13 protein-coding genes are annotated in these 13,547 nt (G+C 68.5%); 3 read left to right on the top strand and 10 right to left on the bottom strand.

The window, feature by feature from the left end:
* Positions 1-127 precede the first annotated feature (127 nt).
* On the top strand, positions 128-973 hold the full coding sequence (locus ABFT43_RS11095) for a serine hydrolase (RefSeq protein ID WP_347960454.1): 846 nt from the start codon (positions 128-130) through the stop codon (positions 971-973).
* 28 nt (positions 974-1,001) lie between these two features.
* Here ABFT43_RS11095 and ABFT43_RS11090 read toward each other — a convergent pair whose 3' ends face one another.
* The 5 genes from ABFT43_RS11090 to ABFT43_RS11070 all read right to left on the bottom strand — a co-directional run bounded on the left by ABFT43_RS11090 (position 1,002) and on the right by ABFT43_RS11070 (position 6,675).
* Positions 1,002-2,330, bottom strand: a complete 1,329-nt coding sequence (locus ABFT43_RS11090) for a YibE/F family protein (RefSeq protein WP_347960404.1) — start codon at positions 2,328-2,330, stop codon at positions 1,002-1,004.
* Between the two features lie 93 nt (positions 2,331-2,423).
* Positions 2,424-3,350 carry a MetQ/NlpA family ABC transporter substrate-binding protein gene (locus tag ABFT43_RS11085; protein ID WP_347960403.1) on the bottom strand — a complete coding sequence of 309 codons (927 nt, stop codon included), beginning with the start codon at positions 3,348-3,350 and terminating at the stop codon, positions 2,424-2,426.
* Between the two features lie 67 nt (positions 3,351-3,417).
* Entirely contained in the window at positions 3,418-4,128 is a 711-nt protein-coding gene (locus ABFT43_RS11080) for a methionine ABC transporter permease (RefSeq protein ID WP_347960402.1), read from the bottom strand.
* The gene (locus ABFT43_RS11075) at positions 4,125-5,183 is read right to left on the bottom strand and encodes a methionine ABC transporter ATP-binding protein (protein WP_347960401.1); all 1,059 of its coding nucleotides are present in this window, start codon (positions 5,181-5,183) and stop codon (positions 4,125-4,127) included. The genes ABFT43_RS11080 and ABFT43_RS11075 overlap by 4 nt, the downstream gene beginning before the upstream one ends.
* Before the next feature lie 13 nt (positions 5,184-5,196).
* On the bottom strand, positions 5,197-6,675 hold the full coding sequence (locus ABFT43_RS11070; RefSeq protein WP_457590137.1) for an LLM class flavin-dependent oxidoreductase: 1,479 nt from the start codon (positions 6,673-6,675) through the stop codon (positions 5,197-5,199).
* Between the two features lie 68 nt (positions 6,676-6,743).
* Between ABFT43_RS11070 and ABFT43_RS11065 the strand changes: the two genes are divergently transcribed.
* On the top strand, positions 6,744-7,247 hold the full coding sequence (locus tag ABFT43_RS11065; RefSeq protein WP_347960400.1) for a mycothiol transferase: 504 nt from the start codon (positions 6,744-6,746) through the stop codon (positions 7,245-7,247).
* Between the two features lie 143 nt (positions 7,248-7,390).
* On the opposite strand, the gene ABFT43_RS11060 is transcribed toward ABFT43_RS11065, so the two are convergent.
* Positions 7,391-7,804, bottom strand: coding sequence for a DUF6764 family protein (locus ABFT43_RS11060; protein WP_347960399.1), 414 nt, complete (start codon positions 7,802-7,804; stop codon positions 7,391-7,393).
* A gap of 131 nt (positions 7,805-7,935) precedes the next feature.
* On the opposite strand from ABFT43_RS11060, the gene ABFT43_RS11055 reads away from it, so the two are divergent.
* Entirely contained in the window at positions 7,936-8,865 is a 930-nt protein-coding gene (locus tag ABFT43_RS11055; protein ID WP_347960398.1) for an LLM class F420-dependent oxidoreductase, read from the top strand.
* A gap of 95 nt (positions 8,866-8,960) precedes the next feature.
* On the opposite strand, the gene solA is transcribed toward ABFT43_RS11055, so the two are convergent.
* From solA to ABFT43_RS11035, 4 genes are read right to left on the bottom strand one after another with little or no spacing between them, the layout of a single operon-like run.
* Positions 8,961-10,130: an N-methyl-L-tryptophan oxidase gene (gene solA, locus ABFT43_RS11050; RefSeq protein ID WP_347960397.1), complete on the bottom strand. Its 1,170-nt coding sequence runs from the start codon at positions 10,128-10,130 to the stop codon at positions 8,961-8,963.
* Positions 10,127-11,281, bottom strand: a complete 1,155-nt coding sequence (locus ABFT43_RS11045; RefSeq protein ID WP_347960396.1) for a tyramine oxidase subunit B — start codon at positions 11,279-11,281, stop codon at positions 10,127-10,129. The genes solA and ABFT43_RS11045 overlap by 4 nt, the downstream gene beginning before the upstream one ends.
* A 33-nt stretch (positions 11,282-11,314) precedes the next feature.
* On the bottom strand, positions 11,315-12,091 hold the full coding sequence (locus ABFT43_RS11040) for an SDR family NAD(P)-dependent oxidoreductase (RefSeq protein ID WP_347960395.1): 777 nt from the start codon (positions 12,089-12,091) through the stop codon (positions 11,315-11,317).
* Positions 12,088-13,545: an amidase gene (locus ABFT43_RS11035; protein WP_347960394.1), complete on the bottom strand. Its 1,458-nt coding sequence runs from the start codon at positions 13,543-13,545 to the stop codon at positions 12,088-12,090. The genes ABFT43_RS11040 and ABFT43_RS11035 overlap by 4 nt, the downstream gene beginning before the upstream one ends.
* Positions 13,546-13,547 lie beyond the last annotated feature (2 nt).

Here is a 13,547-nt window from a genome sequence, read left to right as displayed (position 1 = left end):
GGTACCGATTGGGTCAACGAACTGGCCCGGCGACTTACATCGACAGTACTCTCCTGTTTCTAGAGTGATTCAGGAGAAAATTGTGAAGATTGTGACTCGGTTCGTCCTCATCGCGGGTGCACTGGCGATGTCGGTGGTGCTCGGTGTCGGTTCCGCGAACGCCGTGCCGGTCCCGGCGCTGCCGCCGCTGCCCGAGCCGTTCGCGTCCTGGCTCACTCCGCCGGAGCCGCCGGAGAAGAAGTTGTCGAAGAGCTATGCGGCCCTTGTGAAGTCGATGAAGAAGACGCTGCCCGGCCAGCTCGGGGTCGCGATCGCGCCGATCGGCAGCGATCAGGTGATCTCATTCGGTTCGCTCAAGGCAGGTCGCGCCTGGTCGACGATGAAGGTCCCCGTGTCGCTGGCGGCGCAGCGCGAACGCGGTCCGGAGGTCGCGAAGATGGAGGACAAGGCCATCACCTTCTCCGACAACGACGCCGCGGGCGAACTGTGGGGACTGCTCGGCGGCGGCCGGGCCTCGGTCGACGCCGTGACCGCTGTGCTGCGGGAAGGTCACGACACCAGGACGCACGTCTCCTCGGAGGCCGACACACCGCCGTCGTACCCCGGTCACACCTCCTGGGCGCTGCGAGACCAGGCGGTATTCGGTGCCCACCTGCCGTGTTTCCCCGACAGCGAGAACATCATCCGGCTGATGAGCCAGGTCGCCCCGAATCAGCAGTGGGGCATCGCCAAGGTCGGCCGGGACAAGGGTGCGGTGACGGCGGTCAAGGGCGGCTGGGGACCCGCGACGTCGAAGTCGGGCGGTCACCTCGTCCGCCAGCTCGGCATCATCACGACCACCGACGGCCAGGTCGCGGTGTCGATGGCGGCGATCCCGCGCAGCGGCTCGTTCACGGACGGCACCAAGATGCTGACCCGGCTGGGCAACTGGCTGGGCAAGAACCTCGCGAACCTGCCGAAGGGGCGCTGCTAGTCGGGACCCGGGTCGACCTTGCGTCGGCTCAGACCGCCGCCTCGTGCCGGCCGGGAGCGGCCTGCACGGCACCCGCCGGACGGCACAGCGCCGCCGCGATTGCGGTGGTCAGGGGAACGGACAGGGCGATGGCGATGCCGCCGACGAACGCGCGGGCGAGCTCGACGGCCACGACGTCGGTGGTCAGCAAACTGCCGAACGGCTGCCGGGCCACCGAGAACAGCAACATCAGCGGCAGCGCACTGCCGGCGTAGGCGAAGACGAGCGTATAGACGGTGCTCGCGATGTGATCGCGGCCGACCCGCATGGCCGCGCGGAACGTCGCGATCCGGGAGGGCTCGCCCGCGGCCGCGAGTTCGAACGCGGCCGACGCCTGCGTGATCGTCACGTCGTTGAGCACACCGAGCGTGCCGATGATGAACCCGGCCAGCAGCAGACCGCTGACCGAGATGTTGCCCTGGTACACTTGCAGATTCGTGGTCTGGTCGCCGGAAAGGCCGGTCAGGTTCATCGTCTTGATCGCAAGCCAGCTCAACAGTCCCGCCAGCAACAGTGACGTCAGCGTGCCGAGCAGGGCCGACGACGTCCGCAGGCTGACTCCGTGCGCGAGGTAGAGCACCACGAACAGGATGACCGCCGACGACACGACGGCGACCGCGACGGGGGACGAGCCGTCGAGGATCGCCGGGAGGGTGAACACGGCCAGTACCAGGAAGGCGAAGGCCAGGCCCAGGATCGAGCGGAACCCGCGCCAGGCCGCGACCAGGACGATGGCCGCGACGAAGAGGATGGCCCACACCACGGTGGCGATCCCGCGCTGGAAGTCGAAGAAGCTGTAGCGCACGCCCTCCGGGCTCGGCACCACGGCGAGGCGGATCGCGTCGCCGACGTGCAGGGTGGGCTGGCCCGCCTGCGGGGAGTCGCTGGTGCCCGGGGCGTCGTGGCCGGGCGCGGTGCCCGACTGTGCGCGTTCGGTGGGGATCTCCAGCACGGTGTAGCGACCCGAGTGCTCGCCGGAGTCGATGCGCACCGTGTTGAGGACGCACGGGCCCTCGGCGACGGGATTGATCGGGACGTCGGCGGTGTCGAGGACGGTGCCGGCAACCGAGTTCAGGCAGTTCGCACGGAACTGGTCGACGATCTCGCCCTCGACGGTCTGTATGGGTTCGCCGTCGGCTGCCCGGAACTGGGTCGGGATCGGGTGCTCGGAGCCCGACGGCCAGAGCACGACCATGCCGATGGCCATCGCGATCCCGGTGACCGCGAGCGTCACGATCACGAACCACTTCGCGAACGGGGACAGGGCATGGGAGATGTCCGTCAGGTGCGGGTGACCATGATGATGAGTACGCGACACGCGGGTGAGCCTATGTGCAAACGCCCGGGTCGCGGAATGGCGACCCGGGCGTTCACGGCTGACGGCCGAATCTCGGCACAGATCGTCACGAACTCACAGGGGCAGCAGGATGTCCTTCACCTGCGGATCGGTCGCGAGGAACTCCTGCACGGCGGGATCCTTGAAGGCGGCCACGAGGTTCTTGATGTTCTCGGTGTCCTGCCACTCGGTGCCGATGGTCAGCTGGCCGGCGAACTCGTCCGGGGCCGGCGGCGCGTAGATCTGCTTGGCGATCGGGATGCCCGCGGCCAGGTAGTACTCCGTGTAACCGACGGCGGCGTCGAGGTCGGGCAGCGACCGCGACTGGGCGGCGAAGTCGAGCAGAACGAACTGCAGGTTGCGCGGGTTCTCGGCGATGTCCTTCTGGGTCGCCTTCCACTTGTCGATGCCCGGTTTGAGCGTGATCAGCCCGGCGCGCTCGAGCAGCCACAGGCCCTGGGCCTCGTTGGCCGGATCGGAGTACAGCGATACCTTGGCGTTCTGCGGGAGATCCTGCGGGTTGGCGTACTTGTCCGACCAGATTCCGAAGCCCCAGCGGAAGACGGGGGTCGCGGCGACCTCCTTGAAGTCGGGGTTGGCCTCGAGCACCTGGGACAGCCACAGCTTGTGCTGGTAGATGGTGCCCGCGACCTCGCCGTCGCTGACGGCGCGGTTCAGCGTGGTCGAGTCGGACAGGCCCTTGAACGCGACCTTGATGCCGTACTTCGGGGCGACCTCCTTGCTGACGAATTCGACGAGCGCCTGTTCGGCGGCGTTGCCCTCGGCGGTCACGACGGTCAGCGTGGCGCCCGGGGTCTCGTTGGGGGAGGTCTCGTCCGAGCCGAGGAAGCGCCAGCCGAGGACGCCGGCCAGGGCGGCGACCACGACGATGACGCCCGCGATCAGCGGCCAGCGCCGCTTGGCGGAGATCTCGATGTCGGAACCGGATGCGGGAGACGGCTTCTGCGTCTCCGGCGCACCGGCGCTGGTGTCGGAGGACATGGTGGTCCCTTTCGTCGTCGAAGATGGTGGGTGATGCGAGAGGAGGATCTGATCCGGCCGACCGCGATCAGCGGTTGACGCGCTTGTTGGTCACCGGGTTGAGGCTGCGCACAAGGGCGTCGCCGGCGAGCTGGATGAGGGCCACGGTGATGACGAGCACGATGATCGTGGCGATCATGACGCCCTGGTCGAATCGCTGGTAGCCGTAGGTGACCGCGACGTAGCCGAGCCCGCCCGCGCCGATGGTGCCAGCGATGGTCGAGTACTCGATCATCGCGATCGTGTTGATGGTCAGGCCGCCGACGATGCTCGGCAGGGCCTCGGGAACCTGTGCCTTCCAGATGATCTGGGCGTTGGAACCGCCCGAGGCGCGGGCGACGTCGATGGTCGACTCCGGCACCGATCGCAGCGAGTTCTCCACGATGCGGGTGAAGAACGCGATGCCCGCGATCGACATCGGGACCACCGCCGCGGCGATGCCGATGTTGGTTCCGGTGACGAAGCGTGTGAACGGGATGATCGCCGTCATCAGCACGAGAAACGGCAACGACCGGCCGATGCTGATGACCCACGACAGCGGCGTGTGCAGAGCGCGGTTCGGGAACAACCCGCCGGGGGCGAGGTTGTGGACCAGCGCGCCCAGCGGCACGCCGACGACCAGGACGATCGCCATCACGATGCTCACCATCAACACCGTGTCGACGAACGCCGGCCACAACAGATCCGGGATCTCGTCGAGCGGGACCCGGACGGCAGCGAGGTGACTCGTCGTGCTCATACCGTCACCTCCTCCTTCGCCAGGTCGTTCGTGGTGCCATCGGTCTCACCGGCGGGCGCCGGGGTCGTCGGCCGCTGCGAAACGCGTGCGGAGAGGCCCAGTTCGGCGGCTGCGCGGATGAACGCCGCCGTGTGGCCGGCCGGGACCGAGACGGCGAGATCGCCGAACGCGATGCCGTCGACGGTCTGGACGTTGGCGCCGAGGACGGAGATCGGGATGCCGAGCCGGCCGCCGAGTCGGGTGAGCCAGTCGGCCGGGACGGAGGTCGAGTTGTAGACGACGTTGATCTCGGCCTGATCCGCCGTCGCCGGCACGCTCGGGCCACGCGGCCGAAGTGCCCGCCCGAGCACCGAATCCGGGTCCAGGACGAGATCGTCGAGCCGGCCCTTCTCGACGATCCGGCCGTGGTCGAGGCGGCCGACGGTGTCGGCGACGCGCACGATGGTGTCCATCTCGTGGGTGATGAACACGACGGCGAGGCCGAGCTCGTCACGCACCTCGGTGAGCAGGTTGAGGAACGTGTCCGTGGCGGCCGGGTCGAGGCCGGACGTCGCCTCGTCGGACAGCAGGACCGACGGCTTCAGGGCGAGCGCTCGGGCGATGCCGACGCGCTGGCGCTGACCGCCCGAGAGTTGATGCGGGTACAGGTTCGCCTTGTCGGCCAGCCCGACGAGGTCCAACAGATCCGCGACCCGTGCCTTGGTGGATGCCTTTGTGGCGCCGAGGTATTCGAGCGGCAGCGCGACGTTCTCGGCGGCGGTCCGGCGGGCCAGCAGGCTCGACGACTGGAACACGGTGCCGATGCGGCGGCGTGCGTCGCGCAGGCCGGAGGTGCCGAGCGCGGTCAGGTCCTCGCCGTTGACGACGACCTGGCCGGACGTCGGCCGCTCGAGCAGGTTCAGGCATCGCGCGAGTGTGCTCTTGCCTGCGCCGGACGGGCCCACGACGGCGAAGATCTCGCCCGAGTCGACGGTGAAGTCGATCTCGTCGAGCACGGTGGTCGGATTCGGCGTCCCGGCGCCGAACACCTTGGTGAGCTTGACGACTTCGATCATCTCGGCACCCCTGTCAGATCGATCCGGCCGCGATGAGACGGTTGCGCTCGCGGATCGAGTCGTCGATGGTCGAGTTCACGCCGCCGACGCGGTAGGTCGATCCACGGTGGTTGTCGGGCAGGAAGTCGCCGCGGCCGAAGAGCTTGTGGCGCAGCGTGCCCGGGACATAATCGCGGTCGTAGAGGCCGCGGCGCTCGAGGGCCGGGATCACGTGCGTGACGATGTCCTCGAAGGTGCCGGGGGTGATCGCGTAGGCCAGGTTGAAGCCGTCGACGTCGGTCTCGGTGACCCAGTCCTGCAACGCTTCGGCGACCTCGTCGCCCGAGCCGATGAGTACGGGGCCCATGCCGCCGATGCCGCCCCAGGCGGCGATGTCGCGCACGCGCCATTCCTCGCCGGTGTCGCTGGCCTGCTGGAAGGCCGCGACCGCGGACTGGATGGCGTTGCTGTGCACGTTGCCGATCGGCTCGTCGATGTTGTAGCTCGCGAGGTCGATGCCCATCCATCCCGACATGAAGACCAGCGCGCCCTCTTCGCTCGCGTATGAGCGATATTCGGCGGCCTTCTCCCGTGCCGCCTCCGGGGTCGAGTCGGTGATGATGGTCAGCAGCGTGTAGATCTTGGCGTCGTAGGGTTCGCGTCCGGCGAGCACGAGTTCCTCGCGGATCTTGCTGACGACGTCGCGCAGGATGGCCTTGGTGGGCGCGGCGACGAAGATGGCCTCGGCGTTCTCCGCGGCGAAGCGGCGACCACGCGGCGAGGCGCCGGCCTGGTAGATGACCGGCGAACCCTGCGGGGACGGCTCGCACAGATGGACACCCGGAACGGTGTAATGCGTCCCGTGGTGGCCGATGTGGTGGACCTTGGCCGGATCGGCGAAGATCCCGGTCGCGCGGTCGCGTAGGACCGCGTCGCGCTCCCAGGAACCCTCCCACAGCTTGTAGAGGACCGTCAGGTACTCATCGGCCTGGTCGTAGCGGTCGTCGTGCTGGAGTTGGTCGTCGGCGCCCATGTTGCGCGCGGCCGACGGCAGATAGCCGGTCACGACGTTCCAGCCGATGCGGCCGCGGGTGAGGTGGTCCAGCGTCGACATGCGGCGCGCGAACGGGAAGGGATGTTCGAATCCGGTGCCGGTGGTGATGCCGAAGCCGAGGTGTTCGGTGGCATGGGCCATCGCGGACACGAGCAGGATCGGGTCATTGACCGGGATCTGGGCTCCCTGGCGGATGGCGGCCTCGTCGGTGCCGGCGTAGACGTCGTACGTGCCGAGGACGTCGGCGATGAACAGGCCGTCGAAGCCGCCGGTCTCGAGGAGCCTGGCCAGATCGACCCAGTAGTCGATCGTGTTGTAGTCCCACGCCCGGTCCTTCGGATGGCGCCACATGCCGGGCGACTGGTGCGCAACGCAATTCATGTCGAAGGCGTTGAAACGGATCTTGCGGGTGGAGCTGCTGCCGTTGTCGGGGGTCACGGCGCGGTTCGGTTCAGACACCGGAGGAATGATCCAGACGGATCCGTGGAGTGACCATCTTTGTGTGCAACGAGAGCTAAATTCGTCCCATGCGCGCGAAGGATGTGTTAACCGACGGTCTCGGACGCGTCGCGGAGAATGTCGCCGCAGTTCTCGACGGATTGGGCCCCGTCGAGTTGAACCGCGCGCCGGCGCCAGGGGCGAACACGATCGCGTGGCTTGTCTGGCATCTCACACGGGTCCAGGACGTCCAGGTCGCCGACGTGGCGGGCACCGACGAGGTCTGGCGGACCGGTGGATGGGCCGAGCGATTCGGTCTCGGATTGTCCGAGACGGACACCGGATACGGCCACACCCCCGAGGACGTGGCACGTGTCGTCGTCGACGACCCCGGACTGCTGCAGGCCTACCACGACGCCACCCACGAGGTGAGCCGCGACTTCCTCGACTCCCTTTCGGAATCCGATCTCGACCGCATCGTCGACGACAACTGGGACCCGCCGGTCACCCTCGGTGTACGACTCGTCAGCATCGTCGACGACGACGCCCAGCACATCGGGCAGGCGGCCTATCTGAAGGGTCTGTTCACCTGACGCGTTCGCCGTCGCGGGTGTGGTGACCCGGGTGTGGTGACCTGTATTCGACGCCCGGGGGTGAATACGCCGGGGTGAAGCAGACCGGCCCTGGGACTCCAGGCCGGTCGCCCCCACCGCGCCCCATGGGGGGGCGCAGGGTGTCAGGACATGCATCCCTTGAGGGTCTGGAAGTCGCCCGCGAAGGCGGGACCCGTGCACGTCGGACCGTTCTTCCCGTCGACGACGACCTGGCCACCCGGGCCTGCGATACCGATGGCGAGTCCGGCGCGATCACCGGTCATGGTGACCGTCGCGCCGGGTCCGAGGGCGATGGCGGCCGGACCGGCGAAGTTGTTCGCGGTGGACGAGGCCTTGCCGCCGTTGTCGGTGACGGCCAGGGCGAGTCCGGTGGGGCCGGACTCGGCGCTGCAGGACGCTGCGGACGAGGCCTGACCTGGGAGGGCGGGGCAGATCGTGGGCGCTGCACCGGCCGATGGTGCGGCCGCCAGGGAGACCGCGGTGGCGCCTGCCGCCGCGATTGCGAAACCGAGTGCTGTACGTGCGACTGTCTTCATGCCGACTCCTATGTCGAGATCTGCGGGGTGCGCTGTGTGGTTCGGTGTCGTCGTGACGGGCGGATGGGTGGCGGACGGGTCTGGGCTCGTCCCACCTCGAAGGGGTTTCCCGGTCGGCGTAAGTTGAAACCGTGCAACTCCGTGTTTTCACCGAACCCCAGCAAGGCGCGACCTACGATCAGCTGCTCGCGGTCGCGAAAGCCGCCGAGGATCTCGGTTACGACGCCTTCTTCCGCTCCGACCACTACACCGGGATGAACACCGACGGCCTGCCCGGACCGACGGACGCATGGATCACGCTTGCCGGTCTGGCGCGCGAGACCTCGCGCATCCGGCTGGGCACCCTGGTGTCCTCGGCGACGTTCCGCCTGCCCGGCCCGTTCGCGATATCCGTCGCCAACGTCGACCAGATGAGCGGCGGCCGAATCGAACTCGGCCTGGGCGCGGGATGGTTCGAGGCCGAGCACACCGGCTACGGCATCCCGTTCCCACCGGTGAAGGAGCGTTTCGACCGGCTCGAGGAGACCTTCGAGATCATCACCGGGCTGTGGGCCACCCCGGAGGGGGAGACCTTCGACCACCAGGGCGAACACTGGCAGCTCACCGACTCGCCGGCCCTGCCGAAGCCGGTGCAGAAGCCACGTCCTCCGATCATCGTGGGCGGCAACGGCAAGAAGCGGACCCCGGCGATCGCGGCGCGGTTCGCCGACGAGTTCAACATCGTGTTCCAGCCGGTCGAGACCGCACGGGAGCTCATCGGGCGGGTGAACGCGGCCTGTGTGGCGGCCGGGCGCCGTCCGGAGACGATGACCTACTCGGCGGCACTCGTGTTGTGTTGCGGCCGTGACGAAGCCGAGTTCCGGCGGCGCGCCGAGGCGATCCGCCGGGAGCCGGACGAGTTGCGCGAGAACGGCGCCGCCGGCACGCCCGACGAGGTCGTCGCCAAGATCGCGACCTACCGCGAACTCGGCATCGAACGCATCTACCTGCAGACGCTCGACCTCGACGACCTCGACCACCTGGAACTGGTGTCGTCGAAGGTCGCGCCCCAGCTGCGCTGAACGAAGGCGCCCCGGCAGGACCGCGGATTTGGAATGGCCTCCGCGCCAAGGCCACGGGGCAGCTTGACGCGGAGGCCAGGTCTGGGGAGGTTCACTCAGGCGAGCGCGGCGGCACGTTCCCGGTGAGCGGCCAGCGTGAACTCGCGCGGACACAGCTCGCTGGTCCCGTCGACGGCGAGGTCGCGTGCGATCTTGCCGAATGTCGGGGCGAGCTTGAAGCCGTGTCCGGAGAGGCCGGCGGCGACGACGACACTGCCCGTGGGATCCCGGTCGACGATCGGCACCCGGTCCTCGGTGAACATCTCGTGGTGCGCGGTGAGCCGGACCGGTTCCGGGTTCATGTCCGGGAAGAAGTCCGTCACCTGTGCGGCGAGGTGCGCCCCGAAATCCTCGGGCAGATCCGGGAGTTCGGCCAGCGTGGGTGCGGCCGGGAGGTCGAGGTGACCGGGACTCACCTTGACGCTGTAGCCGTCGAGCGACGGCGCGCCGAAGAAGTGCACGTCGCCGATGTCGCGCATGAACACCGGGAACCGCTCGGGGAGGTACCGGCTGATGTCGGTGGGCATGAACCACGAGAGCGCGAGACGCTGCACGTGGACCAGCTCGCCGACGCCGGGCAGCAGGTCCGTCGCCCAGGAACCGGTCGACACGATCGCGGTCCGCGCGCGCACCACGCCGTGCGCCGTGCGGATGGTGACGCCGTTGTCACCGGGTTCGATCGCCTCCACCGGGCAGCGGTAGCGCATGCGGGCGCCGTTGGCCTCGGCGAGCCGCAGCGCACTGAGAACCGCGACCTCGGGTCGCAGCCCCGCCCCCTGCGGGTCGAGGATGCCGACGTCGCCGTCGTGGATGTCGTGCTGGGGGTACTCCTTTCGAAGTTCTTCGGTGTCGAGGTAGCGGTGGGGGAGATCGTAGGTGTCGATCGTCGTCCTGGTGGCGATCATCTCCGGCTGCTCCTCGACGCCGATGCTCAACGCACCGACCTGCAACAGGATCTCCGCTCCGGCTTCCTGCTCGAGCTCGAGCCAGCGACGTCGTGCGTCGGTCAGCAGCGGCAGGTAGAGCCCGCCCTCCTTGTAGGCCATCCGGAACAACCGGGACTCGCCGGCAAAGGAGCCGAGACCGTGTGCGCGGCCGTACTGTTCGATGCCGAGGACCGACAGCCCGGGCACCTTGGAGAGGTGCCACAGGGCCATCGCGCCGACGCTACCGGCGCCGATGACGGCGACGTCGACCTGTTCCTCCGGGATGGGCGTCGAACTCATGCCAACACCGGGGTGTTCCAGAGGTTCAGCGAGGTGCCGATGCCCAGGGTGCGGGCACGCTCGTAGACACGGGTCGCCCACGCGACGTCTTCGACCGGCATGCCGCCGATGGAGAAGATGACGATCTGGTCGTCGTCGCGCTTCGTCCGGCCCTCGGCGATGATACGGCCGATGTCCTCGATCCGGTCCATGGACATCTTGCCCTCGTGCACCCGGTCGGTGAAGTAGCAGCCCACGATCGGGATCGAGTCGTAGGTGGGGTAGGGGAACTCGTCGGCCCATGCCTCGTAGAGACCGAGGTTGTCGACGACGATCCGCACGTCGTCGGCCACGAGGCCGTCGTCGAGGCTCACCGACGACGGCATCGCGAGATAGGCGCCGGGCTTGACCCACTCGCGCTTGAGGACCGGGTAGTTCTCCGGGGATCCACCGCTGGTGGTGCAGTAGGTCACGATGTCGGAGTCGCGCACCGCGCTCTCGTTGTCCTCGACGAATTCGACGCGGATGGCGGGGAACTCGCGTTCCATCCACTCGCGGAAGATGTTCAGCCCGCGCTCGCTGCGGCCCTTGACCTTGACGAGCTCGATGCCCGGCCGGGCGACCACGAACGACTGCAGCGCGGTGCGTGCCATCACGCCGGGACCGACGATGCCGACGACCTTGGAGTCCTCGGGGGCGAACAGACGGGCGCCGACGCCGGGGATCGCGCCGGTCCGCATGGCCGACAGCAGGTTCGCCGACATCACCGCGCGCGGGGCGCCGGTCTCCACGTCGTTGAGCACGAACAGGTGGATGGACCGGGGAAGACCGGAGAGCTTGTTCTCGATGTTCGATCCGTACCACTTCACGCCCGCGGCGTGGAAGGAACCGCCCAGGTAGGCGGGCATCGCCATGAAACGGCGGTCCTCGGTGTGGCGGGGCATGCCGGGGAACTCCGGCTCCTCCGGGAAGGAGATCATCGACCCGTGGGAGTCGCTGTTCTTGCCCGCCATGCGGTAGTCGCCGCGGCCGAGGAGATCGAACATCTCCTCCATCGTGTCCACGCAGGCGGCCATGTCGGTGACGCCTGCGGCGACCATGTCGGGTTCGGACAGGTACAGGAAGTCGATCGCGGTGTCGGTGGTCGTGGTCTCGACCGTGGTCTCGGTCATCGGGTGATCCCTTCGTGTGTGTTGTGCGGTGACTCAGGAGGATTGGACGACCACCGGGGTGCCGACCATCCAGCCGCCGTCGACGGTGAGGATCTCGCCGCAGATGTGGTCGGACAGCGGCGAGGCGAGGAACAGCACCGAGTCGGCGATCTGCTCGGAGGTCGCCCACTTGCCGTTGGGCGTCTGCCCCTCGAGTGCGGCCCGGATCTCCGGGGAGTAGAGGGAGGTCATGTCGGTCTCGACGAATCCCGGTGCGACGCCGTTGACGTTGATCCCGGCTGCGGCATAGTCGATTCCGGCCTGGCGGGTGAAATTCACCATCGCCGCCTTGCTGGCGCAATACGCGGCGAAACCGGGGTTGGCGCGCAGTCCGCTGATCGAGGCGACGTTGACGATCTTGCCACCCTTGCCGGCGGCGAGCATCGCCCGCAGTGCCGCACGCGTGCAGAAGAACGTCCCGTCGACGTTCACCGCGAACTGCCGGCGCCAGACCTCGTCGGTGGTCTCCGTGGCGGTGCCGGCGAACAACACGCCGGCGTTGTTGACCAGGATGTCGATCCCGCGATCGGCGGCGATCTCACCGAAGACCCGATCGACCTCGGCCGAATCGGAGACGTCGAGTTCGCGGGACTCGGCGTCACCCCCGGCGCGGCGGATCGCGGCCGAGCACGACTCGTCGCCGGCCTTGAAGTCGGAGCGGTCGCAGATCACCACCGACGCCCCCGCCTCGGCGAGGCGGAGGGCCGAGGCGCGGCCGATTCCGCGGGAGCCGCCGGTGACGACGGCGGTCTTGCCGGTCAGGTCGATCACTTGGTCACTCCCTCGATCACGTTGGCCTGATAGCGATCCGCCCAGGGACGGACGGTGGAGTACGCGGCGGCCGCGGCGAGGACGTCGGCGTCGGCGCGGTGACGGGCCGCGATCTGCAGGCCCACCGGTCGTCCGTCCTCGGTGAAGCCGGCGGGGACGGTGATCGCCGGGGAGGTGAGCATGTTGTACGGGTAGGTCAGCAGCCAGCCGAGCAGTTGGGTCCGCAGCGGCTTGTCGGCCAGCCACTCCGGCGCGAACCGGTCGAGCGGGAACGCCGCGGAGGCGAGGGTCGGCGACACCAGCAGGTCGTAGTGCTCCATGAACTCGGTGAAGGTGTCGTACATGCGCGACCGGAACGCCTGCGCGCGGCCGACCTCTTCGGCGGTGAGGGTCTTGGACAGCTCGTGGATCTCGATCAGCTGGTCGTCGAGCTGCCCGCTGAGCTCCTTCCAGTCCGGGAACAGGTCGTTGTCGGCGGCGAAGCCGGGCACCCAGATGCCCTCCCACATCGCCTGTTCCGGCTCGCCCCAGTTCGGGGTGGCCTCGGTGACGGTGGCGCCCAGCTGCTCGAACGCGGCGACGGCCTCGCGACAGATCGCCGCGACCTCCGGATCGACGGGGCCGACGTTGAGGTCGGGGGAGTAGGCGACGCGCAGACCGCTGAGCGACGTGTCGGTTCGGGCCCTGTCCAGCTCGGCGGTGTAGGACTCGACGTCGCGCGGCAGGCTCATCGGGTCGCTGGGGTCGAAGCCGGTCATGACGTCGAACATCAGCGCCGCGTCCTCGACGGTGCGGGTGATCGGACCGTGGAACACCCAGGTCTCGAACCTGGTCTGCAGCAACGCATGCGGGATGCGGCCGAGGGACGGCTTCAGGCCGACGACACCGCACATGGCCGACGGGATGCGGACCGAACCGGCGCCGTCGGCGCCCTCGGCGATCGGCACCATGCCGGCGGCGACCGCGGCCGCCGAGCCGCCGGACGAACCGCCCGCGGTGTGGCCGTGTTTGAACGGGTTGTGGGTGGGGCCGTAGAGGTGGCTGTCGGTGCCGCCGTAGTAGCCGGCCTCCGGGGCGTTGGTCAGGCCGGTGAAGAGACCGCCGGCCGCCTTGAGGCGGGTGACGACGACGGCGTCCTCCTTGCCGATCTCGTCCGCGAACGGCGTCATGGAGTGGGTGTTGGGGAGGCCGGCGACCTCGGTGAGGCACTTGATGGCGAACGGCACGCCGTGCAGCGGTCCGAGCGGCTCGCCGGCGGCCTGCTTGGCGTCGAGTTCACGGGCGTCGGCCAGGGCCTGTTCCCGGTCGTAGTGGACGTAGGCGTTGATCAGCGGGTTGATCGCCTCGATCCGTGCGCAGGCGGCCTCGGCGACCTCCAGCGCGGTCAGTTCGCCTGCGGCGACCTTGGCAGCGATCTCCGTCGCGGACATCCATGCATACTGTTCGGCGTCCATGG

Origin of the sequence: Gordonia aurantiaca, assembly GCF_039939235.1 — a bacterium.
In the GTDB taxonomy this organism is placed as follows: Bacteria; Actinomycetota; Actinomycetes; order Mycobacteriales; family Mycobacteriaceae; genus Gordonia.
The sequence above is the reverse complement of the archived record's forward strand: the minus strand, read 5'-3'. Positions and strand labels throughout refer to the sequence as shown.

Excerpts from the sequence above, each read along its gene's own strand:
- ABFT43_RS11095 (WP_347960454.1), top strand. The coding sequence starts at position 128 with ATGTCGGTGGTGCTCGGTGTCGGTTCCGCGAACGCCGTGCCGGTCCCG.
- ABFT43_RS11085 (WP_347960403.1), bottom strand. The coding sequence starts at position 3,350 with ATGTCCTCCGACACCAGCGCCGGTGCGCCGGAGACGCAGAAGCCGTCT.
- ABFT43_RS11080 (WP_347960402.1), bottom strand. The coding sequence starts at position 4,128 with ATGAGCACGACGAGTCACCTCGCTGCCGTCCGGGTCCCGCTCGACGAG.
- ABFT43_RS11075 (WP_347960401.1), bottom strand. The coding sequence starts at position 5,183 with ATGATCGAAGTCGTCAAGCTCACCAAGGTGTTCGGCGCCGGGACGCCG.
- ABFT43_RS11065 (WP_347960400.1), top strand. The coding sequence starts at position 6,744 with ATGCGCGCGAAGGATGTGTTAACCGACGGTCTCGGACGCGTCGCGGAG.
- ABFT43_RS11060 (WP_347960399.1), bottom strand. The coding sequence starts at position 7,804 with ATGAAGACAGTCGCACGTACAGCACTCGGTTTCGCAATCGCGGCGGCA.
- solA (WP_347960397.1), bottom strand. The coding sequence starts at position 10,130 with ATGAGTTCGACGCCCATCCCGGAGGAACAGGTCGACGTCGCCGTCATC.
- ABFT43_RS11045 (WP_347960396.1), bottom strand. The coding sequence starts at position 11,281 with ATGACCGAGACCACGGTCGAGACCACGACCACCGACACCGCGATCGAC.
- ABFT43_RS11035 (WP_347960394.1), bottom strand. The coding sequence starts at position 13,545 with ATGGACGCCGAACAGTATGCATGGATGTCCGCGACGGAGATCGCTGCC.